Here is a 26,189-nt window from a genome sequence, read left to right as displayed (position 1 = left end):
TGCCCTTTGCTCGCTGGTGGCTTTTTATTGGGCAGGAAAAACAGGTCGTGTGCTTTTGCAGCCATACCCTTATGTATCGTTATAGTGCATTTATCCAGTTGATCAAGAGTTGTGGGAATACGCCAAACAGCAGCAGGGCTGCGGTTAGTATGACCAGTAACCACTGGCCGGATACTGCGATTTGTACGCTGCCGCTGGAGTCCGCGGAGAGCGTGGGATCGCGCTGTACCATGGTTAACAGCAGTCTCAGGTAGTAGAAAAGCCCCAGGGCACTGCCGATCACAACTCCTGCCAGAAGTACCCACATCTGTCCCTCCACACCAGCGGTAAAGATATAGAATTTGCCGATAAAGCCGATGGTCAGAGGGATGCCTGCCAGGGACAGTAACATGGCTGCGAGGCAGCTGGCGAGCCAGGGTGAGCGCCACAGCAGCCCCTGGTAAAAATCCCTCTGGTAGGGGTTGAAGTCATCGGACGGTGGATTTTCCGGATACTCCCCTTTGAGAATCCTGTCTTCGACAGAATCCGCCACCAGGCCAATTACGGCAAAAGCCCCCAGTGTGGTGATGATATAGGCCACCAGATAATAGATAACGGCTTCGGTTCCGAAGGTGCTCTTGCCGATGATAAATGCCACCACCAGATAGCCGATATGTGCGATAGAGGAGTAGGCCAGGAGGCGCTTGATATTGGTCTGCATCAGCGCCAAGAGGTTGCCGACCAGCATGCTCGCGATGGCCATGATGGAAAGCAGGTTAATCAATACGGGACTTCCGTAGAGGTCCAGAGTGGTAAAGAAGCGCAGCAGGAATCCGATCACTGCACCTTTGCTCACAGTGGCGATAAGGGCGGTTGTCGGTGTCGGAGCACCCTGGTAGACATCGGGCGTCCAGATATGAAATGGCACCAGCGATAGTTTAAAAGCGACCGAGATTAAAAGCAGGGTAATGCCTGTGGCAAACAGGGCGGATGTCTGTGCGAGCTCCGGCATAAGAGCGGCAATACCGCTGAAATCCAGCGCGCCGCTCGCACTGTAGACCAGGGCAATACCAAACAGGCCGAGCGCTGTGGAAATAGCGGATAACAGCAGGTACTTGATCGCGGATTCCAGAGACTGTGCCTGCTCCCTGCCGGGAGATATATCACCGGTGACCGCGAAGCCCAGCATGGGGTACAGTGCCAGGCTGATCAGTTCGAGTCCCAGAAAGAAGGTGGCGAAATGGCTGGCGCAAACGAGTGTGGTTGCGCCCAGCATCGCCAGTAACAGGAGTACGTAGAACTCTTCGGGATAACTGACAGGGTTTGCCTTCGGATTGCAGCGCAGGCGCAGGTAGCTATAGCCCATGATACTGACAGCCACTGCCGTCAGTAACAGCAATAGACAGAAAAACAGAGTGGTGTGGTCTACCAGCAGTAACCCGGTAGCCTGGACAGAACTGGCTCCGCCAGAGAGTGTAGCGCCTACCCAGAAACAGGAACCAATTGCGGACAGCAAGGTGATTAAAGTCGTTGCCAGTGCACCCTCGTGCCCGCGCCAAAAGGAAACCTGCAGTAGGAGAATGACAATGCCCGCACTCAGTATCAGTAGTGGCAGTATTGCGAAAAGTTCCTGCGCGCTCATGGAGATTCACCCTCTATTGGATGTGGCTTTGCCCAAGTCTGTTCCTGGGAAATAAAGCGGGTGTCGATACCCCGGTCTTCGGCATACTGTGCCCTGGCAGTTTCAATGTGTGACAGGGAACGGGCAACGGTGGGGCTGGCGATATCGAACACCGGTTGTGGGCGCAGGCCCATCAGCACCAGCAACGCAGCGAGAGAGAGCAGGGCACAGGATTCCCGCAAATTCAGATCCGCTGTAAGTGTCTGTTGAGAAAGTTTGTGGAGTCGCTGGTGCAGTCCGCCAAAAAACACTCTCTGCATCATGATGAGCGCGTACAGGGCGGCACCAACCAGACCTGTGGCGGCAAGGGCGGTAATCCAGTGATTGCTGCGAAAACTGCCCACCAACACCGTGAATTCGGCGATAAAATTCCCCAGTCCGGGGAGGCCCAGGGAGGCGACTGCGAAGAACAGCGCGATAGCGGACAGTTTGGGCAAAATAGACCAGACTCCGCCCAACTGCGTCATATCGCGGGTATGTAACCGGTGTTGCATGGCACCCACCAGGGCAAACAGGGCAGCGGTGCTGAGTCCGTGGGCGATCATTTGCATCACGGCCCCCTGTATGGCAATCGTATTCAGCGCATAGAGCCCGAGCAGAACAAACCCCATATGGCTGACACTGGAATAGGCCACCAGCCGTTTCATATCACGTTGTGCAAAGGCGAGCATAGCGCCGTAGATCACACTAACGGCACCAATGGTCATCGCCACCGGCGCAAATGCCACAGAGCTCTCCGGAAACAGAGACAGGTTAAACCGCAAAAGGCCATAGGCACCGGTTTTCAGCAGAATGGCCGCCAGCAGGATACTGCCGGCCGTTGGCGCCTGGGTGTGGGCATCGGGCAGCCAGGGGTGGAACGGAAGCGCAGGTAACTTGACGATAAATGCCACGAAAAAGCCCAGCATCAACCAGTAGGCGGTCGCGGGTGCCAGTTGGGCGCCGAGCAGGTCATTGTAATTGAAGGTCAGTTGCCCGGAATTACGGTAGTGGAGGTAAGCCAGTGCCACGATGGCGATAAGCATCAGCAGACTGCTGGCCTGGGTAAAAATAAAGAACTTGATGGCGGCGTAGAGGCGCTGTTCATAACCCCAGACTGCGATGAGAAATAGCATGGGAATCAGCATTATTTCCCAAAAGAAAAAAAACAGGAAGAGGTCCATTGCCGTGAATACACCGACCACACCGGCGAGGGTCCACAGATAATTAAAATAGAAAAAGCCGCGGCGAAAACGTATATCGTTCCAGGTCATGACCAGCCCGAAAATCCCCATCGCCATAGTCAGAGCCAGCATCAGGAAACCCAAACCATCAATCGCCAGGTGAAAGCTGATTCCAAATCTGGGAATCCAGTTGATCTGCACACTATCCCACCAGGGGCCATTCCCGGCTACTTGCGCCGCATCTGGAGAGGGCCAGTAACTGGCGAGTAGCAGACTGGCCAGCAGCAGACTGAGAAGGGCAATCCAGTGCCCGCCCCGCTGTAGATAACGCTCTGAAAGCCAGGCCAGTATGCCGCCAGCGAACAACAGGATAATGATTGCCATTAGTGTCATAGGGCCACCAAAAGTGCCAGAAATAGAATCGATCCCGCAGCAAAGGTTGCCAGGTACCAGCGCACCTGGCCGTTTTGTGAGGCGCTCAGTAGCATATTCAACTGCCGACTGAACGCGGCAGTACCTTTGTACAGCGCGTCGATAATATCGTTGTGATTCAGGCGCGAGAGCGTGTTAAATGGCCTTACCAGCAGGTGGTCGTAGAGCCAGTCGAAACCCCAGCCGCTGAACCAGAATTTCGTAACCCGGGAGCGCTGCTCGCCGGTCTTTTTTTCGCGCCGGAAGAGCTGCCAGGCTACGACCAGGCCAATCAGCGGCATGGCAATGGCCACACCTTCGACCCATGCCGCGGGATGCTTCTCTACGATAGTGCCGAATACTGCCTGGAGAGGCGGTGTCAAGAGTCCACCCAGCAGCGCGAGTGTTGCAAGAATGGCCAAAGGTATTGTCATTACCGGCGTGTTGGCATCTTTACACTGTACAGAGGCGGTCCCCTCAGTGCCGGCAAATACCAGAAAGAGTACGCGAAAAGTGTAGATACCAGTTATCAGGGCGCCGAGGACCCCCGCGAACCAAAGGCTGTTAAACCCCTCGCGAAACTCCCAGGCGCGCAGCAATATTTGGTCCTTACTGTAAAATCCGGAAGTCAAGGGCAGGGCTGCCAGGCAGGCGCAGCCAATGGTAAAGCAGAGACACGTAAAGGGAATTTTCCTGTAAAGGCCACCCATGGAGAAAATATTCTGCTCGTGGTGCAGGCTCAGAATAACCGATCCGGCGGAGAGGAAAAGCAGAGCCTTGAAAAAGGCGTGGGTCATCAGGTGGAATATGGCCCCGGACCAGGCGCCCACACCCAGGGCTAGAAACATGTAACCAATCTGGCTGATGGTAGAGTAGGCCAGCACCCGTTTGATATCACTCTGGGCAATGGCGCTGAAGCCGGCAAGAAGCAGCGTGAGAGCGCCGACAGTGGCCACTGCGGTCATCGCCGTTTCTGAGAGTATATACAGTGGGTGCATACGGGCTATCAGATAGACACCTGCAGTGACCATGGTGGCCGCATGGATCAAAGCACTCACCGGGGTTGGGCCGGCCATGGCATCGGGCAGCCAGGTCTGCAGTGGCAGCTGTGCCGATTTGCCCACTGCGCCGCCGAGAAGCAGCAGAGTGGCAATCGTAATCATTTCCCGATTTGCACCAGGGTCGTCCGCTGCTGTGATCAGCTGCGGGATATTGAGGGTCGAGAACTCATAAAACAGCAGAAACAGGCCAATGGCCATGGCGGTATCGCCGATACGGGTGACAATAAAAGCTTTGCACGCGGCGGTGCCGTTGACAGGGTCTTTGTACCAGAAGCCGATCAGCAGATAGCTGCAAAGTCCTACGCCTTCCCAGCCCAGGTAAAGCAGTACCAGATTATCGGCCATCACCAGAATCAGCATGGCAAAGATGAACAGGTTCAAGTAGGCAAAATAACGGCGGAAATCCGGATCCTTGCGCATGTACCCGGCAGAGTAGAGATGAATCAGAAAACCCACGCCGGTAACGATCATCATCATTACCAGAGCCAGCCAGTCTACATGGAAGTTGATGCCGAGTTGAAGATCCCCCAGCTGCATCCACTGCCAGAGGGCAATATTAACCACAGCGGAGGGGGTTTGCCAAAAAACAGCGGCTGTTGCAACTGCAGTGCATATTGCCGCAATGCCGACACTGCCCACCCCGATCAGCGCGATCACGCTCTCCGGAGGTTCGCGGCGATAAAACAACGGGATACCTACCAGTATCAGAAAGCCAATCAGCGGTAGAAGTGGCACCCAGGCCAAAAGCCCCTGCATATTACCCTCTCAGGTCGTTCAGTTGATCGATATCGACGGTGTGTTTGCGGTGGTAGAACTGCAGTACCAGAGCGAGGGCTATGGCGACTTCTGCTGCCGCCAGTGTCACTACAAAAATGAACATCACCTGGCCATCGGCATTGCCCCAGTGGGCACCGGCAACGACGAACATCAGGGCCGCAGCATTGGTACAGATCTCGACACACATCAGCATAAAAATGACATTGCGCCGCATCATCAGCCCGGCCAAGCCCAGGCAAAAGAGTATCGAGGCCAAAAGGACTCCAGCCTCCAGTCCAGGTGCCGTCTCAATTGGCATTGCCGGTTCTCCCTGTTTCTGGTTTTCGATGCCGGGCCAGGTGAAAGGCACCGACCAGTCCTGCCAGCAGCAGCATTGAAGCCAGCTCCACGGCGAGGACATAGTGACTGAAGAGGGCGATCCCCACTTGCTTGGGGCCTATATAGTGGAAAGTCTGATCTGCAGAGAACGGAGCGCTGCTGATTAATAAAATCAGCTGAATCAGCAATAGCGCGGATAGCAGGGCCGGTCCAATCCAGGTATTGGGCTGCAGCCAGGCCCGTTCCTGGGCCACGGTGGAATCTCCCTGGTTGAGCATCATGATGACAAATATGATCAGCACCATGATGGCACCGGCATAGATAATGACTTCCAAAGCCGCAGCCAGGGGGGCGCCATACTGGTAAAAAATAACAGCCACGGCCAGCAGGGAAGTGACCAGATACAAAAGTGCGTGTACGGCGTTGCGGTGAAAAATCACCATCGCGGTAGAAAGTACCGCTACTGCCGCGGTGAGATAGAATAGGTAATTCACGAAAACCCTCCCTCTGTAATGAGCATCAGCTGGTATTTTTCACCCCAAAATGAAAATCGTTATTTTTTCCAGGGTTTGATGCCGTATTATAAATTGAGGCCCTTTATGTCCACTGGCTCGGCTTCATTTTGTGCCTCGCCTTTCTCTTTACCGCTGATTGCCTTGCCCGCTACCTGATAAAAACTGTAATCGTGATATTTCCCCGGGCCGTTGATCAACAGGTCTTCTTTTTCGTACACCATATTTTGCCGGTCGTATTCACACATCTCGAAATCCGGTGTCAACTGGATTGCATAGGTGGGACAGGCGTCTTCACACAGGCCGCACATGATGCAGCGCGAAAAATTGATACGAAAATAGGCCGGCCGCCAGCGCCCGTCCGGGTCTTCAGTTTTTTGTAGGGAGATACAGTCCGGTGGGCAGGCCACGGCGCAGAGGTTGCAGGCCACGCAGCGTTCATCCCCGTCGGGGTCCCGGGTTAAAATGATCCGCCCGCGATAGCGTGGGGCCAGATAGGGCTTTTGGTCTGGATATTGTACTGTGACATTGCGCCGAAACAGGTGCTTGAATACCAGCCACAGGCTGCGTACTTGGCTCGCGATCATCTTGTTCCTCCCGCCGGTTTTTCCTGGGGTTGGCTGGTGCCTAGGCGATCCATAATAGTATCCCTGCGGTAACGAGCAGATTAACCAGTGACAAGGGCAGCATGACTTTCCAGCCGAACTTCATGAGCTGATCGTAGCGGGGGCGAGGCAGGGAAGCGCGCAGTAAGATAAACAGGGCCACCAAAAACGCGGTCTTCAGGCAAAACCAGACAATGGGAGGCAACCAGGGCCCGTGCCAGCCGCCCAGAAACAGCGTGGTGATCAGTGCTGAGATCAGGATGACGGCGAGATATTCACCCACAAAAAACATGCCGAATTTCATGCCGGAATACTCGGTGTGAAATCCGGCGGTAAGCTCGTGTTCCGCCTCGGGAAGATCGAACGGCGTGCGCCGGCTCTCTGCGATTCCGGCGATAAAAAATACAATAAACCCAAGGAACTGGGGCAGGATAAACCAGTAGTCCGCCTGGGCGTCGACAATGTCCCGCAGGTTGAAGCTGCCGGACAGCATCACGACACCCATCAGGCTCAGTCCCATAAACACTTCATAGGAGACTGTCTGGGCGGCGGCGCGCAAGCCGCCGAGCAGGGCGTATTTGTTATTGGAGGCATAGCCACCGAGAATAATGCTGTACACGGCAATGGAACTCATGGCGAGCACAAACAGTAAACCAATATTGAGATCTGTCACGCCGATACTGGGGGACATGGGTACGACCGCAAAGGCGATCAGCATGGTGGCCATCACCACGGTGGGTGCCAGTACAAACACCGGAATATCTGCAAAGCGTGGGATGAAGTCCTCTTTGAAAAAGAGTTTGATCATATCGGCGACGACCTGCAGGGTACCGGAGGGGCCTACCCGATTGGGGCCGGGTCTGTCTTGCCAGAATCCCAGCAGGCGCCGTTCCCCCCAGGTAAGTATGGCCGCCAGCAGTACTGTGACGATCAGGACACCGAAGATATTCAGCAATGTGATCCAGAGTGGTGTGCTCATCGGTCTTTCAGTCCTCAATGCCGGTGGATGTTGCCGCCGGGCGCAGGGAAGCGTATGCGGGTAGTATGGGGGTCAGGGTTTCGAGGCCCGGAAACCCAAAAGGTACGCCCACGCTGCCCGCCGGCATTGCGGGTGCTGAGCGCGCCTCAGCTCGATAGGTGCCGCAGCTGGTCACCAGTTCGATCGGTTGCCCGTCGTGGATACCGGGTATTTTTGCCGCTGCCAGATTAATGAGTACAAAGGGCGATTCAATCGCTTCGGAAATACACATCGACTGGTTGCTGAGTTCCCCGGAGCCAAACAACCGGTAGACCGGCTGCATTTGTATGGGGTTGGGGATGTCCGGTAATTCCCGTGTTGCTGTTCCCATTGCAGGCGCAATCCATTCGGGCATCGGGTGTTCCGGCCGTTTGATGGCCAGGCCGGAAGGTCCCCCCTTGCGTTCACCGCCGATCTCCTCCTGAAATTTATTGATGGCTTGATTGGAATTCCAGCCCGGGGACCAGATATTGGCCTGGAGCAGTGTTCTGTCAGGATTGTGTATGCCCTCCATGCTGAAACTCATGGGAGCATCCGGGTCCTGGAGGGGAGGCCCTTCCGAGACATGTTCTTGTGCATGCACAGCTGTGCGGCCACTGTAACGGACACCCTGGCGGGCGACTTTCAGCCCATCGATACGGTAGTTTTCATCCGGCCCCAGCACACTGAGGACTTCTAAGGCGCTGAACTCCCTGGCGATGGCTTCACTGAGGTCGGTACTGTGCTTCCAACAGGCGATTTGCGACAGTGTCTCGGATTTTTCCGTACAGAATGCCGCCGCATCTACCAGCCAGCGCCAGCTTTCCTGTATAAAGCCTTTGCCTTCATAAATTGCGTAAAAGCGCTGGGCCAGCCCGTTGCTGTTGACAAATGTCCCCTGGGATTCCGCCGTAGCGGCTGCGGGAAAAATCCAGTCTGCGCGCTTGGACGTGGAGTGGAACAGCGTGTCCAGGACTACGACTTCATCAATGTGCTCAAACAAGTCTGCAAGGGATTTTCTATCCAGGCGTCTGTAGAGGTCATTCTCCAATACAATCAGGGTAGTGGGCACTTCATTCCGACCCTCTTCCCTGAGTGTTTGCAACAGTTGCTCAAGATAACCGCTTTCCCCGCTAAAAAACTGGGTGAGCCCCAGACTGTTGGCTTCATCACAGGCCAGGTACAGCATAACGGGCGCTGCTTTTTGTTCGCTCAGGGTAGTGGCGATTTGCGCTGTGGCACGCAATATCTCAGTGTTCCTGCTGGAGGTTCCCGAGACAATCAGTGGATTTTTGGCTTTGCGGAGTATTTCTGCGGTGTGTACAGCGATTTCCCGCTGGTGTGGTTCCAGCCCGGCCGGTATGTTTTCCGGGTTGGAAAGCAGGGGGGGGAGGGCCCGGGCAAACTGTACGACTTTTTCCGCTGACATAAACAGAGCTGTGGAGGCTATGTCCTCTAGATCCGTGAGCTCTGTTCCGGCAAAAATAATCGGGCTGTGGTCCCCTTCCAGCTGTCGGACAGAAGCATCCTGCCAGAGGGGAATTTTGAGCGACTGTGCCTGTTGTTTTTGGCGATTGCGGGCAGCTTGTCGTATTGCCAGGGAGATGCGCGGTGCCGTGTTATAGATATCTTCAGCAACAATTAACACTGCGTCGGCGGCCTCAATCTCCGGAGTGCTCGGGCACAGGACCCGGTTGTCACTCTGGATACTATTGACCAGATGAAGCAGCGCCTGATCTCTTTGATTGAGACCGGAGAAGAAATTTTCCCGACCCACCAGCTGCCGCAGGGCGAAATTATTTTCCAGGGAGCTGCGCGGCGAGCCGATACCGAGGATGTGTCTCCTGTTGCCTTGAGCTTGCGATATACGTTGTGCCAAATGCAGGAGCGCTTTTTGTGGGGCGACTTCCCTGTGCAGCTGATGGTCATTTTCTGCCGTGGAACTGATAACCGCTTCGTGCCGGGCTCGGAACACTTTCTCAATGCGTGTCGCGCTGTTGATGTATTCATAGCCGAAGCGACCGCGATCGCAGAGGAAATAGCCATTGATATCCCGGTGATAGAGGTTGATCACCCTGCGCAGAATCGGCTCGTGTCCGTTGCCGGGTTCCCGTGCACCCGGAGCGGTATTACAGCCCACTGCGCAGTGTTCGCAAATCGAGGGTGCGGTCTGCAGGTCCCATTTGCGCACAAAGTGCGCACTGAAGGTTTTATCGGTAAAGACCCCGGTGGGGCAGACTTCTACCAGATTCCCACTGAAGCCATTTTCCAGCCGCCCCTCTTCCCTGCGCCCGAAATACACCTGATGATTCCTGCCAAGTGCCTGAAGATCTGTCCCGCCGGCATAGTCTTCGTAGAACCGCACACAGCGATAGCAGGTAATACAACGGTTCATTTCGTGGTTAATAAAGGGCCCCAGATACTGGTTGCGATGGGTGCGCTTGGTGCCGCGGTAACGTCGCATCGTGTGCCCGGACATTTCTGTCATGTCCTGCAGATGGCACTCGCCGCCCTCTTCACAGACGGGGCAGTCGTGCGGGTGGTTGATCATCAGGTTTTCGATAATGCTACCGCGAAACGTTTCTGCGGCGTCGGCGCCGATACTGTAAATGGCGCCGTCGCGGATGGGGGTCATACAGCTCATGATCAGGCGGCCACCCTGATCCTCTTTGTCCTTGTATTCGATCATCGCGCACTGTCGGCAGGCACCGACGGAGCCCATTGCAGGATGCCAGCAAAAATAGGGAATATTGAGACCCAGAGACAGACAGGTGCTGAGCAGGTTCTGTTCTCCATCGACCTGATATTTCTCGCCGTCAATCGTAATGGTTGGCATTGTCAGTCCGTTATTGTTGTATCACCCGGGTTTTGGTCAACGCTACCGGTAGGGGCAGCGGTGTTGTTTTATATGGTTGAAGAAATCCTGTTCAAAACGTACCAGGGCACTTTGTAATGGTTCCGCGGCTCCGGGCGCGAGGGCACAGAAAGTATTACCGGGGCCTATGCGTTGGCACTGTTCGCGCAGCAGATCGAGGTCCTCGGAACGCCCTTCGCCCGCTTCGATACGCTGCAATATTTTTACAATCCAGGGCAGCCCGTCGCGGCAGGGGGTGCACCAGCCACAGGATTCACGGGCGAAAAACTGGCAGAGGTTCAGCACCAGTCCCACCGGGCAGGTCTGGTTGTCGAGCACAATAATGGTGCCGGTACCCATACGGCTGCCTGCCCTGCCGATCACGTCGTAATCCATCCGCAGGTCCAGGTGCTCGGGACCGAGAAAATCCGTGGAACCGCCGCCCGGCAGAAGGCCCTTCAGCCGCAGACCGTCGTGCATGCCGCCGGCATGCTGTTCGATGATTTCCCGGATAGGCGTACCCATGGGTAACTCCCAGGTACCCGGATTCTTGACATTGCCGCTCACACCAAACAGCTTGCTGCCGGCATCTTCTCCGCGCCCGAGCCCCCGGTACCATTCAACCCCGAATTCCACCAGGTGGGGAATATTGCAAAATGTCTCTACGTTGTTGACTACGGTGGGCTTCCCCCAAAGCCCACTGACCTGGGGGAAGGGCGGCTTTGCCCTGGGAATCGCGCGCCGGCCTTCCAGTGCGTTCAGCAGTGCGGTTTCCTCGCCACAGATATAATTCCCGGCGCTGCGATGTACGAAAATTTCCAGGCTGAAGCCGCTGGCGCTGATATCGGTACCGAGAAAACCCTGCGTTTTTGCCTCCTCAATGGCATGTTCCAGGCGCTCTGCGGCCAGGTGATATTCACCCCGGATAAAAATGTAACCGATAGAAGCGCCGATGGCGTAGGCGGCAATAGCCATACCCTCAAGTAGGAGATGGGGATCGCGCTCCATTAGCAATCGGTCTTTGAAGGTACCCGGTTCCATTTCGTCAGCGTTGCAGACAATAAACTTCTGTTCGGGCGCATCTGCTCCGCGGGGAACAAAACTCCACTTGAGGCCGGTATTGAATCCCGCACCACCGCGACCGCGCAGGCCACCGTCTTTAACCAGGTCAATAATCTTGTCCGGCGCCATGGTGTGGGCTTTGCGCCAGCCCTCATAGCCCCCGTTGCCCAGGTAGCGCTTGAGATCGGCGGCGACATTCTGATCGGTGACATTTTTAGTCAAGGGATTGATCAGCATGGTATTTCTTCTTTTTTTTGATCAGATTCTCTATGGCAGCTTCATCGAGATTCCGGAACATCTCTTCACCGAGCATTAACACCGGGGCCTTGTCGCAGTCTCCCAGACAGGGGGCTTCCAGCAGGGTGAAGATGCCGTCTGCAGAGGTTTGCCCAGGCTCGATTTTCAAACACTCGTAAATGTGTTGTTGCAGGCGGTCACAGCCCTTAATCCAGCAGCTGGCACTTTTGCACAGGTAGATGACCTCCCTGCCCACGGGCTGGCGAAAGATCAGCTGGAAATAGGTGGCCACAGATTCCAGTTGTGCTGCGGGAACATCCAGGTAGGCGGAGATCGCCTGTAGGGTGTCATCGGAAATCCAGCCGCGATATTTCTGGACGATTCTGAGTGCTTCCAGTCCCACAGCAGACTTGTTCTCGTAGTGAGAAGCTTCGCGATCGATTTCCGCTTTTTCCTCGGCTGTGAGGTCGCCGGGCATGTTTTCTGGGTTCGCGCTGCTGTGCTCCATTACTTCAATCACTTCCGGTTCTAGTAAGCTGGACATATATGCTTCCTCGGCCGACTTCGGGGAGGCATATGTGGAGTGGCTGTGCCGCTTAAATTCACTGCGGCTGGGGCATAAAGCTCTCTCCCGTGCACTGGTCTCCTCCATTGTAATGGCGGCCTGGGCCGCGCACTTCTCTAAAGTTTCTACCGATCCACATCCGCCATCACAAAATCAATGCTGGCAATTATTGCTATCAGGTCGGCAATCAGCAGCCCCCGTGACATCAATGGAATCATCTGCAGATGCGGGAACGACGGGGTGCGGATTCGGGTGCGATATGAGACGGTACCACCGTCACTGACAATCTGGTAGCTGTTCAAACCCTTGGTGGCCTCTATGGGAAAACAGACCTCGCCGGCGGGCATTACCGGGCCCCAGCTGTTATTTACAAAGTGTTGAATCAGTGTCTCGATATCCTGCATGGTGCGTCCCTTGCGCGGAGGGGTGGTCAGCGGATGATCGGATTTATAAGGACCTGAGGGCATGTTTTCCAGGCACTGGCGAATAATGCGCAGGCTCTGCCACATTTCGTCGACCCGCACCCGGCAGCGATCAAAACAGTCTCCACCATCGTAGCTGGGGATATCGAACTCGTACTGGTCGTAACCGCTGTAAGGGCGTTTCTTGCGCAGGTCCCACGCCAGTCCCGTGGCGCGCAGGCCCGGCCCGGTCACCCCCCACTCCAGCGCTTCGTCGGTATCGTAGACGCCAATACCGCGGGTACGCCTTTGCAGCAGTTTGTTTTTGACCACCATGCCGTCGTAGTCGCGCAGGCGCGCGGGCATATAGTCGAGAAATTCCCGCAACATTTTGTCCCAGCCCTCGGGCAGGTCCTGGGCGACACCACCAATGCGAAACCAGGCCGGGTGCATGCGTCCGCCGGTAATTGCTTCGACGACGCCAAACAGTTTTTCCCGGTCGATAAACATATAAAAGACCGGTGACATCTGTCCGATATCCTGAGCAAAGGTGCCGAAGAAGACCAGGTGGCTGGAGATGCGGAACAGCTCGCACAGCATCACGCGGATCACCTGAGCCCGCGGTGGTATCTGAATGCCCGCCAGCTGTTCCAGCGCGAGTAGGTAGGGCAGGTTGTTCATTACTCCGCCCAGGTAGTCGATGCGATCCGTATAGGGCACATAGGTGTGCCAGGCCTGGCGCTCGGCCATTTTCTCTGCACCGCGGTGGTGGTAGCCGATATCCGGTACGGCATCCACAATCTGTTCACCATCGAGTTGCAGGGCCACACGAAAAACACCGTGCACGCTGGGGTGGTTGGGTCCCAGATTCAGAAACATAAATTCCGAGTCTTCACTGGCGCGCGCCATGCCCCAGTCCTCCGGGCAAAACCGCAGGGCCTCCTGCTCCCTGCGCTCCTTTTCCTCGGAAAGGGTATAGGGGTCCACTTCGGTGGCACGGGCATGGTGGTCCTTGCGCAGGGGATGTCCTTTCCAGGTTGTGGGCATCAGAATACGTTGCAGATTGGGGTGGCCGGTAAAATCGATGCCAAACAAATCCCAAACTTCCCGCTCGTACCAGTTCGCATTCTTCCAAACCCCGGTAATGGAAGGCACTGACAGGTTGGATTCTGGCAGGGCGACCTTAATACAGATAAATAAATTGCGCGTGAAAGACAGCAGTTGGTACACCAGGGTAAAGTCACTGGCCGGCTGCCTCTCCTTTCCCCTTCCCCGATTGACCCGCAGACGCTCATCAATGGCGCTGAGGTCATAGAGCATGGCAAAGGGGCGGGACATCTCCTGCTTGAGAAAATGCAGCAGGGGAATCAATGCGTGGGCGTCTATCCACAGGGTGGGCATATCGGCGCTATCGGGCTGCAGCCAATAATTGTGACAGCGATACTCCAGTGCCAGGTCCCGCACAAAGACCTTGGCCTCTTTTGTATAGGGGGTCTTATTGTGCACACTTTTTGCTATAACGCCACTCATCGGAATTTCCGTTATCAAAGGTCAGTTTCTCGACGGCAACTGCGCACTTAGACTGTCTCCGGCGAGCGCAAAACCGTAGCACGCATGCGCTCTTCACGGTTCAGATCGCGCTGGCTGGGCTTGGGGGCCTTTCTGGTGCCCTGTTCGTCCACCACCCAACTGAAGTTGCGGCGCTCGGCGGCAACGGAGGTTTGCAGCAGGGTGAGCCCCTGTAACAGCGCCTCGGGGCGGGGTGGGCATCCGGGAACATAGACGTCTACCGGCAGAAACTTGTCGACGCCCTGTACCACACTGTAAATATCATACATTCCGCCGGAATTGGCACAGGAACCCATGGATATCACCCAGCGCGGTTCAATCATCTGTTCGTACAGGCGCTGCAGCACCGGTGCCATTTTTAAAAAGACGGTACCGGAAATTACAATCAAGTCTGCCTGGCGTGGTGTGGCGCGTATCACCTCTGCGCCAAAGCGCGAGATATCATGGCGACTGGTAAAGGCGGTGGCCATTTCCACATAACAACAGGAGAGACCAAAATTGAATGGCCAGAGTGAGTTGGCCCTGCCCCAGGCGACCAGTTCCTCCAGTTTCGCCAGCAGGATATTTTTTTTCAGATCCTCGGCAATCGCGCCATCTTCTGCCGGGGCAGAATCTGCGGCAATCACATCCTGTGCTTTGCTCAGCTGCCAGCGCATAGTGTTTTCCTGTGTGTTTTTAGCGATGATCTTTGCGGTCGACCAGACTTTCCTGACGTCCACCCCACTCCAATGCGCCGAGACGCCAGAGGTAAATCAGACCCACCAGCAGTATCACGATAAAAACAGTGGCCTCGATAAATCCGAGCAGGCCGGTTTCGAAAAATGCTATGGACCAGCTGAAAAGGTAGATCGCCTCCAAATCGAAGACGATAAATAAAATGGCAACCAGATAGTAGGCGACAGAAATACGCAGTCGCGCGCTGCCCTGGGAGATAATGCCGGATTCGAAGGGTTCGTCGGTGGCGGGATCTCTGCGTTTTTGGCCAAGGAAATAGGAAAGGCCGAGCATTAAGGCAATCAACCCAAATACTGCAAGGCAATAAACTACAAGTGGCCATACCTCCGGGTTGAACTGGTCTGGGTGGTTCAACGCTGCTCTCCCCCGATTTAATGCCGGGGCCTGCCCCGGATTACTTACTGGTACCTCGGCTAAAAATACTGTGTTCAAAAGGGTTCATGGGGAGACCTTCATTTGAAAATGAAAGTCTCTTGAATACATTGTTTTTTTCTCAACGCATGCGCAGTTTTTGAGTTCCCGGTCAGATTCTGCAAACAGGCGCGGTTGTGTTCTGTTTTATAAAGCGTTGCGGGAGATAGCGCCAGTATCACTAAAGAACGTTTGTTTCTTATGAGATAGTTTTTTATTTACTATAATTCTGTAATATTCTACGACACGCATTTTTCAGAAGGGAACGGTACACACGGAAAGGAAAAAATAGAGGGGAGAGGCGTTCCTGTCCATTATCTGCGGCGGGCTTTGATTGCGACCCAAGAGCGTGTACAGGCCGGGGTGGAACCGGCCCTAACACTGGTACTAAAGGGAATTACCTGTATTTCATGGAGGCCACGGAGCCGGTGACGAAAGTCCTGTCCCGCCACTGATCTGGGGTTGTTCTGCCTGGAAAAGGGATGAAACTTCCGCTTTGGCATCAAAGGCTGTCGATATCATCCAGCCGTTGTTGCAAGCGCTCTCGGGCACTTTTCATGTCCGCCAGTTTGTCTTTTTCCTTGGCGACAACATCTGCCGGCGCTCTGTGCACAAATCTGGGATTGTTCAGCTTGCCCTCTGTGCGCATGAGATCCTTGCCAAGTTTATTGATCTCTTTTTGCAAACGCGCACTCTCGGCTTCAACATCAATCAGGCCAGCCATAGGCACCAGCAGTTCCATCTCCCCTGCCAGTGCGGTAGCCGAAGCGGGGGCGGGTTCACCGGCGCCGAGCCAGGTAATGGCTTCCAGGCTGGCCAGCTGCATAAGCAGGCTGTGCGCACGGTCCAGCAGGGCCTTGTCCAGGGCGGAACCACCGCGCAGAATCAGCGGAATTTTCCTGGCCGGGGAGATGTTCATTTCTCCACGGATATTGCGCACCGCTTCAACGACCTGTTTAAGCCAGGCGATGGCGGCTTCGGCCTCCTCGTCGATCTTGTGGTTATCGGCCTTCGGGTAAGGCTGCAGCATGATGGTGTCGCCTGCGGCACCGGCCAGGGTTTTCACCCGCTGCCAGATTTCCTCGGTAATAAACGGCATCAATGGGTGCGCCAGACGCAACAGGGTCTCCAATACGCGAATCAGGGTGCGGCGCGTGCCTTTCTTGACGGTGCTAGAGGCATTTTCGTCTTTGAGAACCGGCTTTGAGAGCTCCAGGTACCAGCTGCAATACTCGCTCCAGATAAAGTCGTAGAGCGCCTGGGAGGCGAGATCAAAGCGGTAGGTGTCCAGGGCCTGGCGCACGGTGGTTTCAATGCGCTGCAACTGGGAAATGATCCAGCGGTCGGCGATGGTCAGGTCGAAATTGTCGCTGTTGTCCTGCCCACAGTCGTATCCCTCGCAGTTCTGTAGTACGTAGCGGGAAGCGTTCCAGATTTTATTGCAGAAATTGCGAAAGCCTTCGATACGACCCACGTCGAACCGGATATCGCGGCCGGTAGAGGCCAGCGAGTAATAGGTATAGCGCAGGGCATCGGTGCCGAAGGCGGAAAATCCGTGTGGAAAATCCTTGCGGGTCTGCTTTTCGATTTTGGCTGCGTCTTGGGGGCGCATCAGCCCGGTGGTGCGCTTTTGCACCAAACGCTCCAGGTCAATACCATCGATCAGGTCGATGGGATCGATCACATTGCCCTTGGATTTGGACATTTTCTGGCCGTGGCTGTCGCGCACCAGGCCGTGCACATACACAGTGTGGAAGGGGACTTCCTTTTTGAAATACAGGGTCAGCATCATCATGCGCGCGACCCAGAAGAAGATAATATCGAAGCCGGTGACCAATACGGAGCTTGGATGGAACGCCTGCAGTGCTTTGCTCTCTTCGGGCCAGCCCAGAGTACCGAAGGTCCACAGGCCAGAGGAGAACCAGGTATCCAGTACATCGTCATCCTGGCGCAGGGAGACACCGGCACCGAGCGCGTACTTTTCGCGCACTTCCTCCTCGGAGCGGCCGACAAATACATGGCCCTCATTGTCGTACCAGGCAGGGATGCGGTGACCCCACCACAGCTGGCGGGAAATGCACCAGTCCTGAAGATCGCGCATCCAGGAGAAGTACATGTTCTCATAGTTTTTCGGTACGAATGCTACCCGGCCGTCTTCTACGGCGGCGATAGCCTCTTCTGCCAGGGGCTGGGTTTTCACATACCACTGGTCGGTGAGCCAGGGTTCGATAACGGCCCCGGAGCGATCGCCGTGGGGCACTTTGAGGGTGTGGGGCTCGACCTTTTCCAGCAGGCCGAGATCGTCCAGGTCATCGACGATCTGGGAACGCGCGGCAAAACGTTCCATGCCGCGGTACCGCGCCGGCACGGCATCATTGAGGTTGGCATCTGCGTCGAGGATATTGATAATCTGAAGGTTGTGACGCTGTCCCATTTCGTAGTCATTGAAGTCGTGGGCCGGAGTGATTTTCACACAGCCGGTGCCAAATGCCCGGTCCACATACTCGTCGGCGATAATGGGAATCTCGCGGTCAGTGAGAGGCAGTTTGACGGCCTTGCCGATCAGGTGCCGGTAGCGCGCATCTTCAGGATGTACAGCTACCGCGGTATCGCCAAGCATGGTTTCCGGTCGGGTAGTGGCAACCACCAGGTGACCGGAAGCATCGGCGAGCGGATAGCGGAAGTGCCACAGATGGCCCTGTTTTTCTTCATTCAGCACTTCGAGATCGGAAATCGCCGTGTGAAATTTGGGGTCCCAGTTCACCAGGCGCTTGCGGCGGTAGATCAGGCCATCCTCATAAAGCTGGATAAAAACTTCCTGTACCGCTTTGGAGAAACCGTCGTCCATGGTGAAACGCTCGCGGGACCAGTCCGGGCTGGCACCCAGGCGGCGCAACTGGCGGGTAATGGTGCCACCGGATTGCGCCTTCCACTGCCACACTTTCTCGATGAACTTGTCGCGGCCCAGTTCCTGGCGCGAGGTGCCCTCCGCTGCCAGCTGGCGCTCCACCACCATCTGCGTGGCGATACCTGCGTGGTCGGTGCCCACCTGCCAGAGGGTATTGTCCCCTTGCATTCGGTGATAGCGGATCAGGGCGTCCATGATGGATTCCTGGAAGCCGTGCCCCATGTGCAGACTGCCGGTGACATTCGGTGGCGGGATCATAATGCAGAAGGGCTTGGCCTCTGTATCGCCGCTTGGTTCGAAGTAGCCATTCTCCTCCCAGGTCTGGTACCACTTTTGCTCTATGGTGTTGGGTTGGTATGTTTTGTCCATGGGGGTGGGAAGCCTTGTGTTAACTGACTGCGGGCACAGCATTTTGGTCCAGGATTGCCCGGCTGCTGTGGCTGCGCATAAAAGGCGGAAATTATACCGCCGGGGTGCGGTGGGCAAAAGGCAGCTTTCGCCCTGGGCGGCAATCAGTCCCAGATTCCAAGCTCATCGACCACCTTTTCGATCTGGGCGCGCAACTGGCGCTCCAGTTCCGGCAGTTGCTGTGAGACCAGCTGCTCAACAAGCGCCTGGCGCTGGCGTTTTTTTCCCGAAGTCGCCAGCTTGTCTGCAGGGGCTTCCCGTTCGGCCACGGCCTGGGCCATCACCAGAGCCTGGGTACGGGTACCGGAATTTGCTGTACTTGTGGTTTCGGGCCTGGAAGCGGTATCCGGCGCTGCCTGGTTGTTTGCGGGAGGGCAGCCACCGGTAAGGCGCGCGCGAATATGGGCGGGCAGGAAGGGGTTCTCCGGTACTTCTTGGTTATCCGGCGCTTGGGGTTGTGTCTCTGGGACCTGTTCGGAGGGAGATTCGTCGCTCCGATCGGATACCGTATCAGTGGTGGGTGTTTCTGCCGAGAGGGCGCGAGCTGTTGTGGTCTCTCTATCCCTTTTGGGCAAGTGTTGCAAGGGGCGCAACAGGGCCAAATCGGATTCCGTGAGCTGAATCCTGTGCTCTTCGGGCAGTTGCTCTTTGAGCGGAGAGAATAGAATGGGCAGGTCGACGTCCTCACCTGAAGGCGCCTCCCGGGATGTATCGGTTTGGGCATTCGCCTGTGGAAGCGCCGAGTGACTGACTGGCTGGGGGCTTGTCGACAGTATCGGAATCTCCGCTTTTGCAGCGAACGCCGGGGTCTCCTGGCTGTTGGGGTTGGCCACTTGATTCAGCAGGGGGATGGCATCCGGGTCGCCGCGGTCGAGCAGGGCATGCAGAGCGCTTAGCTCGTCGAGTAATTCTCTGGGCTGTCTGCGCTGCTGTCCGCGGTGCTTGTGCTTGTTCTTTCTGCCGGACATGGCGGTAGTGGTGATTCAGTTGTTCTGGTTGATCTTGTGGGATTTTAACGGATATCCGCGCTCGCGGAAGAGGCCAAATCGCGTGCGTGAGCGCTGCAGGGCCTGCGGCTGCTGCACGACGATCTCGGCGAGCCGTTCGAAACGGCTAAACCAGTTGGGCAATGCACTGCACAGGTTGATCATGAGCCCGTGATGCACTCCCGGATCCCCACCACTGTTGATTTCCACCACCCCATGGGGCGTCGTACCCTGGAGTGCGTGGGGCACAAAGCTATCCTCGCGAAAGGTCCACAGCAATCGGTTTAACTGTTCAGCGCGCTCCGGATTATCCACAGCCAGCAGCACTCCCAATCCGGTGCGGTAAGCCTTCTCCGCCAGGCGACAGGCGAAGATATCCGCCTGCTCGAGCTGTTGGGAGGAAAGAATGTAAAAATCGATTTGGGTCATTACTGTTGTCGTTGCATTACTTTGTTGTCCCTGCTGTGACAGGCGTCCCGTACGGGCCGCCTCGCCAGCCGCAACCGATCGCTGCGGGCAGACTATTCTGCGCCGGGATATTTATTTTCCCAGCAGATATTCCACCAATAGGGGAACCGGGCGGCCGGTAGCGCCCTTGGCGGCACCGGATTTCCAGGCACTGCCGGCGATATCCAGATGTGCCCAGTTGTAGTCCTTGGCAAAGCGCGACAGGAAGCAGGCAGCGGTTACCGAGCCCGCTTCGCGACCACCGATATTCTGAATATCAGCAAAGTTGGAATCCAGGGAGGACTGGTACTCGTCCCACAGTGGCATCTGCCAGGCGCGATCACCGGTGGTTTCGCCAGCCTTGAGCAGTGCCTGAGCAAGGGCTTGGTTATTGGCATAGAGGCCGCTGGCATGGTGGCCCAGGGCGATGACACAGGCCCCGGTGAGGGTGGCGATGTCGATTACGGCACGGGGTTTGTACTTGCCGGCATAGGTGAGGGTATCGCAGAGCACCAGGCGACCCTCGGCGTCGGTATTCAGGATCTCAATGGTTTTGCCAGACATGGCGGTGACAATATCGCCGGGCTTGCTGGCGCGCCCACTGGGCATATTTTCGGCTGCGGCCACCAGCCCCACGACATTGATGGACGGTTGCAGTTCGACCAGGGCGTTCATTACGCCGAATACACAGGCGGCGCCACCCATATCGTATTTCATTTCATCCATGGCCAGGCCTGGCTTGATACTGATGCCGCCACTGTCAAAGGTAATGCCCTTGCCCACGAGTACAACGGGTTTTTCGCTGGCTTTGCTCCCCTTGTAATGCATGGCGATCAGCGCCGGTGGCTGCTCGCTGCCTTTAGCCACACTGAGCAGGGCGCCCATGCCCAGGGATTGCATCTTTTTCTCGTCGAGTACAGTCGCAGTCAGCTTTGCCTGACTCTTGGCCAGCTTGCGGGCTTTTGCTGCCAGGTAGGATGGTGTGCAGATATTGCCGGGCAGATCGCCCAATTCCCGGGCGACGTTGCTTCCAAGGGCCTGGGCGGCACCCAGCTTCATACCGGCCTGTACGGCTTTGAGTTGTTTGCGCTCCAGGGCGTGCAGGGTAAATTTTGTCAGCGGGTAGGGTCTGGCATCGCTGCGGCATTGGATAAAGCGGTAGCCTGCGAGTCCCGCGGCCATCGTGATCTGCTGGGCCTGCCAGGCCTTGTCTTCGCCCTCAACCTCCAGTTCACACAGATAGCTGGTGGCATCTTTACAGTGTTTTACTCCAGTGGCACTGGCCATTGCCAACTTGCGGAATTCTGCCTGGGTCAGGGGGGCTTTTCCTGCGCGTACGATCAATACGCGTTCGCTGGGGCCCTCGAAAAGATTGATCAACTGGGTGCTGCCCAGTTTGGAGCCCAGGTCGCCGCGTTTCAGGATTTTGCCGATCATCCCTTCGGTGAGCTGGTCGAGGCTTTTGCCACTGCTGCTGAGTCCGTTTTTGGCATCTGCCGAAATAATGGAACAGGCACTGCGGTGTTTGGTGATATCTGAGACCTTGGCGGAGAACTGCATGTTTCGCTTTCCTTAAAATCTGACAGTGGATGCATGGCCCTGAGCCGAGACATAGGGGGCATTTTTAGTGATAATGCGTCGCACTAGTTTAACCTGACCGTCTGGGGATTGCTGTACCCAGTGAAAAACTTGTGCAGTATCACACCATTGCCATTGAGGAATGCCTTCGCCCCGTGATTATTTTTCGCTATCTCTGCCGCGAGCTGCTGTTTGCCACGCTGGCAGTCAGCGCAGTCTTGTTGTTAATGGTGATGAGCGGCCGATTTGTAAAATATCTGGCGGAGGCCGCTGCAGGTGATATTTCGGCCGATATCCTTTTTTCCCTGATGGGGTTCCGCCTGCCGGGGTTTCTGGAGCTGGTATTGCCGCTGGGTTTGTTTGTTGGCATTCTCCTCGCCTACGGGCGGCTCTATATAGAGAGTGAAATGACAGTGCTGCACGCTTGCGGTTTTAGCGAGTGGCGCCTGCTAATGTACACCCTGGTTCCGGCGCTGATGGTGGCTCTGCTGGTGGCTTCCATGAGTTTATACTTTTCACCGGCTGGGGTGGCGTATTCCTCGGGCCTGTTGAATGCGGAAAAATCCCGCAATGAATTTGACCATCTTGTGCCGAGAAAATTTGTCTCCACCGGGGATGGTCGCGCGGTATATTACGCCGATTTCCTCAGTGAGGACAAATCCACCATGCAGGGGGTATTCCTTGCAGAGCTGGGCGCCTCAGGTGCCGGGATCGAAGCGGATCATCAAGTCGTCATTCGCGCCCGTGAAGGTGTACAGGAGATAGATCCGGAGACGGGGTTACGCTATCTGGTTTTGCGCGACGGCTACCGTTACGAAGGTGTTCCCGGCCAGCGGGATTACCGGCAGATGGCGTTTGCCAGTTATGCGGTACTGTTGGAAGCGCCGCAAATGCGCAATCGCTGGCGCGACCAGATGGAGTCGGCCTCCACTCTGCAGCTGCTGGATAGTGACGATCCCAAGGAAAAGGCGTTTCTATATTGGCGCTTGAGTCTGCCACTATTGGTACTGGTTGTTGCAGTCCTGGCTGTGCCGCTGTCACGCACCAATCCGAGGCAGGGACGGTTTGCCAAGATGATCCCTGCGGTGCTGCTCTATATCACCTATCTGGTGACATTGCAGGGGGTTCGCGGTGCGATTGAGGACGGCGAGATTGCTACTCCGGGTGTGATCTGGCTGGTACACCTGCCTTTCCTGTTGCTTGGGTTATTGCTCCTGGCTGGCAGGGAATGGCGCCGCAGACCCGGGCGCTTGCCGGAAGGGGCAAAGGAGCCGGCAGATGCTTAAGCTGGATCTCTATATTGGCCGCACGATCACCCTGGCAATTGGCGCTGTGCTGCTTGTTATTCTCGGTCTCGATATCGTTTTTGCTATTGTCGATCAGTTGGGTGAGTTCGAGGGTGGATATGGCTTGAGCGAGGCGGTGCAGTATGTGGCCTGGACACTGCCTGCTCGAATCTATGGACAGTTGGGATTTTCCGCTCTGGTGGGTTGTATGGTTGGGCTGGGGACCCTGGCCGGTACCAGCGAACTGACCGTCATGCGAGCTGCCGGTGTGTCCATTGGCCGTATTGCCTGGGCGGTGATGAAGCCGATTCTCGTGCTCATTGTGGCGGGGCTCGCTCTGGCAGAGTTTGTGATTCCCAAGACCAATGTGATTGCGGAGGGCAGCAAGGCCAGGGCGCTTGGGGAGCTTGAGGCCAGCGGCCTGGAGCGGGGGCTCTGGCTGAGAGACAGCGGTGAATTCGTGCACTTCAATGCCGCCCTGCCGGATGGGGCGCTCTACGGGGTGACCCGTTACCAATTCGGCGACAACCGGGAGCTGGAAAAAGTGGAATTCTCTGAGCGCGGCCAGTTTACAGGGGAACAATGGGTGCTGGAGAACAGCCGCATTACCCTGTTTTCCGCGGAAAATGCCTTCAGTGCACAGTTGCCAACCAGTGTATGGAAAGCGGAAATCTCACCGGAATTGTTTGCGCTGATTGTGCCACTGCCCTCGGATCTCTCTCCCAGGAATCTGTGGTCCTATGCCTCTTTCCTCGATCGCAAAGGGGAAGATGCCAGCCGATATTGGCTGCAATTCTGGAAAAAACTCCTGCAGCCATTCACGATTGCCGGTCTGGTGATGGTGGCTATTTCCTTTATATTCGGACCACTCCGGGAAGTGACCACCGGGCTGCGGGTCTTTACCGGCATTATTGTGGGTATCGTTTTCCAAACAGTGCAGGATATGCTTGGCCCCTCCTCACTGGTATTTGGCTTCCCGCCATTTCTCGCGATACTAGTGCCGATAGTGCTGTGCTTTGCCGCTGGCTGGTTATTGCTCAAGCGCGCGCGCTGAGTGGGGGACTATTGTTTCTTCTTGGGCAGCAGGCGCACCTGGGACTTGGAAAACAGATCTTGCCAACTGGCTTTATCCGCCCTGGCCCAAGCCAAAAAATAGCCGAGGCCCAGGCAGGTGATAGAGAGGGGGGCCGCTGTAGCGCGCAGGAGACATTGTCCCCAGGTCAACCGGATGCCGTCTGGGTTGGCCAGCATCAATCGCCAGGCACGCATGCCGACTGTTTGTCCCGCTGCGCGCCACGACCAGAAAAAATAACCGGCAATCACTGCAACTGCACCCAGTTGGAATAGGGGGCCACCCACGCAGGGGCTGTAATCGAGGGTTTCCGGCTGGCAGTTCAGTTTCCCGAAGACCGATGCCACGGGTATGGCGACAAAGCCGTAGACCATTATTAGTCCAGCCAAAATCAGGAGATCGTAAAGCAGCGCCGCCAGGCGCCGGCCGACACCGGCGATCGGCAGATCCGAAAATGCAGCTGCACGGGTCGAGGTACTCAAGGTTGTCTCCGCCAACGGGTTTTGGCGGAGATTCTAACAAATCTTGGGGCAATCAGGAGGGGCCTTCAAGTGTTAAAATTCATACTCAAAGGAAAAGTGAAACTTGTCGTTGGAGAGTCTGATGTCGTAATCGATGACACTGCCGATTTTACCTTGATGGGTGGTATAGCGAAGCAGGCTGTTTTGCACAGTCCGCTTGTGGCGCTGTTTGTAGGTTTCCCAGCCCATTTTCAGGATTTTGGAAAGCACTTTGCCGCCGGTAGTGGGACGGAATTCATCCGGGTTGGTATGCATTTGCAGCCACTGGTAGTTCAGGCGCCGCTGCACGCCACTCATGGTGTTATTCCTGAGGTAGTCTGCGGCCTGGAATAAGGCCGTATTATCCATGGCAAAAGCACTGTCGGAGAAAAATACACTTTCCGATTGTATATTCAGTGCCTGGTGGGAATCGGGGATAAACAGGTCGTCGGCGGAGCAGAGACAGCAGGCGGAGAGCAAGAGTAGACCGAATGTCTTTGGCAGGGTGTTGTGCAAACCGACTCGGAAACTGCAGAGTACCATTGTATCTCCCCCGTAGGCATGATTGTTCACTTGGGTGGCCGCAAGCGGTGATTGAATTAATTATGGGACACCCATATGCAAGTGTTTCCCTGGATTAATTAGGCGGCTCTTGCAACTTTTCATACTGGACAGTCGGGAAATGGCAGTTCCTTCCCCACAGACCGCATGAATTGGGGGTTTTTTCATTTTCGTCCATGGGGTCGGATCTGGGAGCAGGGTGGCGCCAAGGTTTTTTTATTATTTTTTTGATATTGTGGCGCCAGATTTGATGAAAAATTGATCTTGTGCGCCGGGTCTGTCGATCCTGCTGGCCGCTCAGTCTGCCGTTTTCACAGGGCATCTGGCGTGATCGTATCTATACTGAAGGGCCAGTAAAGCCCTTCAGTGTGGAATGCTGGTGTCAGGGTTCAAGCTGTCCACACAGGATCAGGGAGACCGGCTTGCCCGTATCCGGATGGAGAGGTTCCTGTAGTGTGGTCAATGCGTAACCACTGTCTGTGAACAGTCTGATCCAACTCGACAGCGTGCGAAAATACCATGGAGGTGTATCTGCAAAGCACCCTTCAATGCCCTCCCAGGTGCCCTTCCTCCAGCTGTCCCGATAGCGCGATTCGCCGCAACAGAGTAGGGGGTGTAGAGTTTGTACAAGCAGATGGCCTTCTGGATGCAGCAGGTCTCTCGCCTCTCTGAAGAAAATCCCAACGGACTTGTCTCCGAACAGCGAGAAGTTGCACACCATCAGGTCAAATGTTCGCTGTAGGGTTTTGGCGCACAAATTTTCATAACAAAGCAGCCGAAACATCTGGTGTTTTCCCGCACGGCGCTGTGCCACGTCGATCAGGTGGGGAACGCCATCGATGCCGCAGACCTCAATCCCCTCTGTTGCAAGGGTCCGGGCTAGCCAGCCCTCCCCACAACCGACATCCAATACACTCTCGGGTCGGCACGCCCGCACCGCGTCGATAATTGCCCGGTCGGTTACCAGCCTGCGGCTGGGGATTGCGGCTTCTTCCATTACCCGTACCCACTCCCTGGCATTTCTGTGCCAACTTTGCAGGATTTTCCTATCACTGAATTCGCAATCCTTCACAAAGGATGCCCCACCTGGCTGTTATTTGCTTCT

General features: G+C 55.8%; 21 protein-coding genes and 1 pseudogene. 2 read left to right on the top strand and 20 right to left on the bottom strand.

The window, feature by feature from the left end; genetic code table 11:
- Window positions 1-79 precede the first annotated feature (79 nt).
- The 17 genes and pseudogenes from M8T91_RS13125 to M8T91_RS13045 form a co-directional block, all read right to left on the bottom strand.
- Window positions 80-1,621 (bottom strand): NADH-quinone oxidoreductase subunit N, encoded by a 1,542-nt coding sequence (locus M8T91_RS13125; RefSeq protein ID WP_301414618.1) that lies wholly within the window; start codon window positions 1,619-1,621, stop codon window positions 80-82.
- Entirely contained in the window at window positions 1,618-3,216 is a 1,599-nt protein-coding gene (locus tag M8T91_RS13120) for a complex I subunit 4 family protein (RefSeq protein WP_301414617.1), read from the bottom strand. The genes M8T91_RS13125 and M8T91_RS13120 overlap by 4 nt, the downstream gene beginning before the upstream one ends.
- Window positions 3,213-5,051: an NADH-quinone oxidoreductase subunit L gene (nuoL, locus tag M8T91_RS13115; RefSeq protein WP_301414616.1), complete on the bottom strand. Its 1,839-nt coding sequence runs from the start codon at window positions 5,049-5,051 to the stop codon at window positions 3,213-3,215. The genes M8T91_RS13120 and nuoL overlap by 4 nt, the downstream gene beginning before the upstream one ends.
- A 1-nt stretch (window position 5,052) precedes the next feature.
- Entirely contained in the window at window positions 5,053-5,370 is a 318-nt protein-coding gene (gene nuoK, locus M8T91_RS13110) for an NADH-quinone oxidoreductase subunit NuoK (protein WP_301414615.1), read from the bottom strand.
- Window positions 5,371-5,446: 76 nt separating this feature from the next.
- Window positions 5,447-5,833 (bottom strand): annotated as a pseudogene (gene nuoJ / locus M8T91_RS13105) (NADH-quinone oxidoreductase subunit J); the annotation flags it as partial.
- A 137-nt stretch (window positions 5,834-5,970) separates the two neighbouring features.
- Window positions 5,971-6,489, bottom strand: coding sequence for an NADH-quinone oxidoreductase subunit NuoI (gene nuoI / locus M8T91_RS13100; RefSeq protein WP_301414611.1), 519 nt, complete (start codon window positions 6,487-6,489; stop codon window positions 5,971-5,973).
- 40 nt (window positions 6,490-6,529) lie between these two features.
- A complete protein-coding gene (gene nuoH, locus M8T91_RS13095; RefSeq protein ID WP_301414610.1) occupies window positions 6,530-7,486 on the bottom strand; it encodes an NADH-quinone oxidoreductase subunit NuoH in 957 nt (318 codons plus the stop codon).
- Between the two features lie 7 nt (window positions 7,487-7,493).
- A complete protein-coding gene (gene nuoG / locus M8T91_RS13090; RefSeq protein WP_301414609.1) occupies window positions 7,494-10,340 on the bottom strand; it encodes an NADH-quinone oxidoreductase subunit NuoG in 2,847 nt (948 codons plus the stop codon).
- 42 nt (window positions 10,341-10,382) lie between these two features.
- Window positions 10,383-11,657, bottom strand: a complete 1,275-nt coding sequence (gene nuoF / locus M8T91_RS13085) for an NADH-quinone oxidoreductase subunit NuoF (RefSeq protein WP_301414608.1) — start codon at window positions 11,655-11,657, stop codon at window positions 10,383-10,385.
- Window positions 11,635-12,201 carry an NADH-quinone oxidoreductase subunit NuoE gene (nuoE, locus tag M8T91_RS13080; RefSeq protein WP_301414607.1) on the bottom strand — a complete coding sequence of 189 codons (567 nt, stop codon included), beginning with the start codon at window positions 12,199-12,201 and terminating at the stop codon, window positions 11,635-11,637. The genes nuoF and nuoE overlap by 23 nt, the downstream gene beginning before the upstream one ends.
- Before the next feature lie 146 nt (window positions 12,202-12,347).
- Window positions 12,348-14,153 (bottom strand): NADH-quinone oxidoreductase subunit C/D, encoded by a 1,806-nt coding sequence (nuoC, locus tag M8T91_RS13075; protein ID WP_301414606.1) that lies wholly within the window; start codon window positions 14,151-14,153, stop codon window positions 12,348-12,350.
- 47 nt (window positions 14,154-14,200) lie between these two features.
- Window positions 14,201-14,848: a NuoB/complex I 20 kDa subunit family protein gene (locus M8T91_RS13070; RefSeq protein WP_301414605.1), complete on the bottom strand. Its 648-nt coding sequence runs from the start codon at window positions 14,846-14,848 to the stop codon at window positions 14,201-14,203.
- A 19-nt stretch (window positions 14,849-14,867) separates the two neighbouring features.
- A complete protein-coding gene (gene ndhC / locus M8T91_RS13065) occupies window positions 14,868-15,281 on the bottom strand; it encodes an NADH-quinone oxidoreductase subunit A (RefSeq protein WP_301414603.1) in 414 nt (137 codons plus the stop codon).
- Window positions 15,282-15,840: 559 nt separating this feature from the next.
- On the bottom strand, window positions 15,841-18,615 hold the full coding sequence (locus M8T91_RS13060) for a valine--tRNA ligase (RefSeq protein ID WP_301414602.1): 2,775 nt from the start codon (window positions 18,613-18,615) through the stop codon (window positions 15,841-15,843).
- Between the two features lie 143 nt (window positions 18,616-18,758).
- Window positions 18,759-19,622, bottom strand: a complete 864-nt coding sequence (locus M8T91_RS13055) for a hypothetical protein (protein ID WP_301414601.1) — start codon at window positions 19,620-19,622, stop codon at window positions 18,759-18,761.
- A 15-nt stretch (window positions 19,623-19,637) separates the two neighbouring features.
- A complete protein-coding gene (locus tag M8T91_RS13050) occupies window positions 19,638-20,069 on the bottom strand; it encodes a DNA polymerase III subunit chi (RefSeq protein ID WP_301414600.1) in 432 nt (143 codons plus the stop codon).
- Window positions 20,070-20,180: 111 nt separating this feature from the next.
- Complete coding sequence (locus tag M8T91_RS13045) at window positions 20,181-21,647, bottom strand: leucyl aminopeptidase (RefSeq protein ID WP_301414599.1); 1,467 nt, start codon at window positions 21,645-21,647, stop codon at window positions 20,181-20,183.
- Between the two features lie 131 nt (window positions 21,648-21,778).
- Between M8T91_RS13045 and lptF the strand changes: the two genes are divergently transcribed.
- Both lptF and lptG read left to right on the top strand, forming a co-directional pair.
- Window positions 21,779-22,951: an LPS export ABC transporter permease LptF gene (gene lptF, locus M8T91_RS13040; RefSeq protein ID WP_301414598.1), complete on the top strand. Its 1,173-nt coding sequence runs from the start codon at window positions 21,779-21,781 to the stop codon at window positions 22,949-22,951.
- The gene (lptG, locus tag M8T91_RS13035) at window positions 22,944-24,005 is read left to right on the top strand and encodes an LPS export ABC transporter permease LptG (protein WP_301414597.1); all 1,062 of its coding nucleotides are present in this window, start codon (window positions 22,944-22,946) and stop codon (window positions 24,003-24,005) included. The genes lptF and lptG overlap by 8 nt, the downstream gene beginning before the upstream one ends.
- A gap of 8 nt (window positions 24,006-24,013) precedes the next feature.
- On the opposite strand, the gene M8T91_RS13030 is transcribed toward lptG, so the two are convergent.
- The 3 genes from M8T91_RS13030 to M8T91_RS13020 all read right to left on the bottom strand — a co-directional run bounded on the left by M8T91_RS13030 (window position 24,014) and on the right by M8T91_RS13020 (window position 26,081).
- Window positions 24,014-24,505 (bottom strand): RDD family protein, encoded by a 492-nt coding sequence (locus M8T91_RS13030; RefSeq protein ID WP_301414595.1) that lies wholly within the window; start codon window positions 24,503-24,505, stop codon window positions 24,014-24,016.
- Between the two features lie 72 nt (window positions 24,506-24,577).
- Window positions 24,578-25,066: a hypothetical protein gene (locus tag M8T91_RS13025; protein ID WP_301414594.1), complete on the bottom strand. Its 489-nt coding sequence runs from the start codon at window positions 25,064-25,066 to the stop codon at window positions 24,578-24,580.
- Window positions 25,067-25,466: 400 nt separating this feature from the next.
- The gene (locus M8T91_RS13020; RefSeq protein WP_301414593.1) at window positions 25,467-26,081 is read right to left on the bottom strand and encodes a class I SAM-dependent methyltransferase; all 615 of its coding nucleotides are present in this window, start codon (window positions 26,079-26,081) and stop codon (window positions 25,467-25,469) included.
- Window positions 26,082-26,189: the final 108 nt, after the last annotated feature.

The sequence above is a fragment of the Microbulbifer sp. MI-G genome (genome assembly GCF_030440425.1).
In the GTDB taxonomy this organism is placed as follows: Bacteria; Pseudomonadota; Gammaproteobacteria; order Pseudomonadales; family Cellvibrionaceae; genus Microbulbifer; species Microbulbifer spongiae.
Note: the sequence above shows the minus strand (reverse complement) of the source record. Positions and strands in the feature narration are given on the sequence as shown.

Bases quoted from the DNA above. Each gene is read 5' to 3' on its own strand.
- M8T91_RS13125 (WP_301414618.1), bottom strand. From the start codon at position 1,621: ATGAGCGCGCAGGAACTTTTCGCAATACTGCCACTACTGATACTGAGT.
- M8T91_RS13120 (WP_301414617.1), bottom strand. From the start codon at position 3,216: ATGACACTAATGGCAATCATTATCCTGTTGTTCGCTGGCGGCATACTG.
- nuoL (WP_301414616.1), bottom strand. From the start codon at position 5,051: ATGCAGGGGCTTTTGGCCTGGGTGCCACTTCTACCGCTGATTGGCTTT.
- nuoK (WP_301414615.1), bottom strand. From the start codon at position 5,370: ATGCCAATTGAGACGGCACCTGGACTGGAGGCTGGAGTCCTTTTGGCC.
- nuoI (WP_301414611.1), bottom strand. From the start codon at position 6,489: ATGATCGCGAGCCAAGTACGCAGCCTGTGGCTGGTATTCAAGCACCTG.
- nuoH (WP_301414610.1), bottom strand. From the start codon at position 7,486: ATGAGCACACCACTCTGGATCACATTGCTGAATATCTTCGGTGTCCTG.
- nuoG (WP_301414609.1), bottom strand. From the start codon at position 10,340: ATGCCAACCATTACGATTGACGGCGAGAAATATCAGGTCGATGGAGAA.
- nuoF (WP_301414608.1), bottom strand. From the start codon at position 11,657: ATGCTGATCAATCCCTTGACTAAAAATGTCACCGATCAGAATGTCGCC.
- nuoE (WP_301414607.1), bottom strand. From the start codon at position 12,201: ATGTCCAGCTTACTAGAACCGGAAGTGATTGAAGTAATGGAGCACAGC.
- nuoC (WP_301414606.1), bottom strand. From the start codon at position 14,153: ATGAGTGGCGTTATAGCAAAAAGTGTGCACAATAAGACCCCCTATACA.
- M8T91_RS13070 (WP_301414605.1), bottom strand. From the start codon at position 14,848: ATGCGCTGGCAGCTGAGCAAAGCACAGGATGTGATTGCCGCAGATTCT.
- M8T91_RS13060 (WP_301414602.1), bottom strand. From the start codon at position 18,615: ATGGACAAAACATACCAACCCAACACCATAGAGCAAAAGTGGTACCAG.
- M8T91_RS13055 (WP_301414601.1), bottom strand. From the start codon at position 19,622: ATGTCCGGCAGAAAGAACAAGCACAAGCACCGCGGACAGCAGCGCAGA.
- M8T91_RS13050 (WP_301414600.1), bottom strand. From the start codon at position 20,069: ATGACCCAAATCGATTTTTACATTCTTTCCTCCCAACAGCTCGAGCAG.
- M8T91_RS13045 (WP_301414599.1), bottom strand. From the start codon at position 21,647: ATGCAGTTCTCCGCCAAGGTCTCAGATATCACCAAACACCGCAGTGCC.
- lptG (WP_301414597.1), top strand. From the start codon at position 22,944: ATGCTTAAGCTGGATCTCTATATTGGCCGCACGATCACCCTGGCAATT.
- M8T91_RS13025 (WP_301414594.1), bottom strand. From the start codon at position 25,066: ATGGTACTCTGCAGTTTCCGAGTCGGTTTGCACAACACCCTGCCAAAG.
- M8T91_RS13020 (WP_301414593.1), bottom strand. From the start codon at position 26,081: ATGGAAGAAGCCGCAATCCCCAGCCGCAGGCTGGTAACCGACCGGGCA.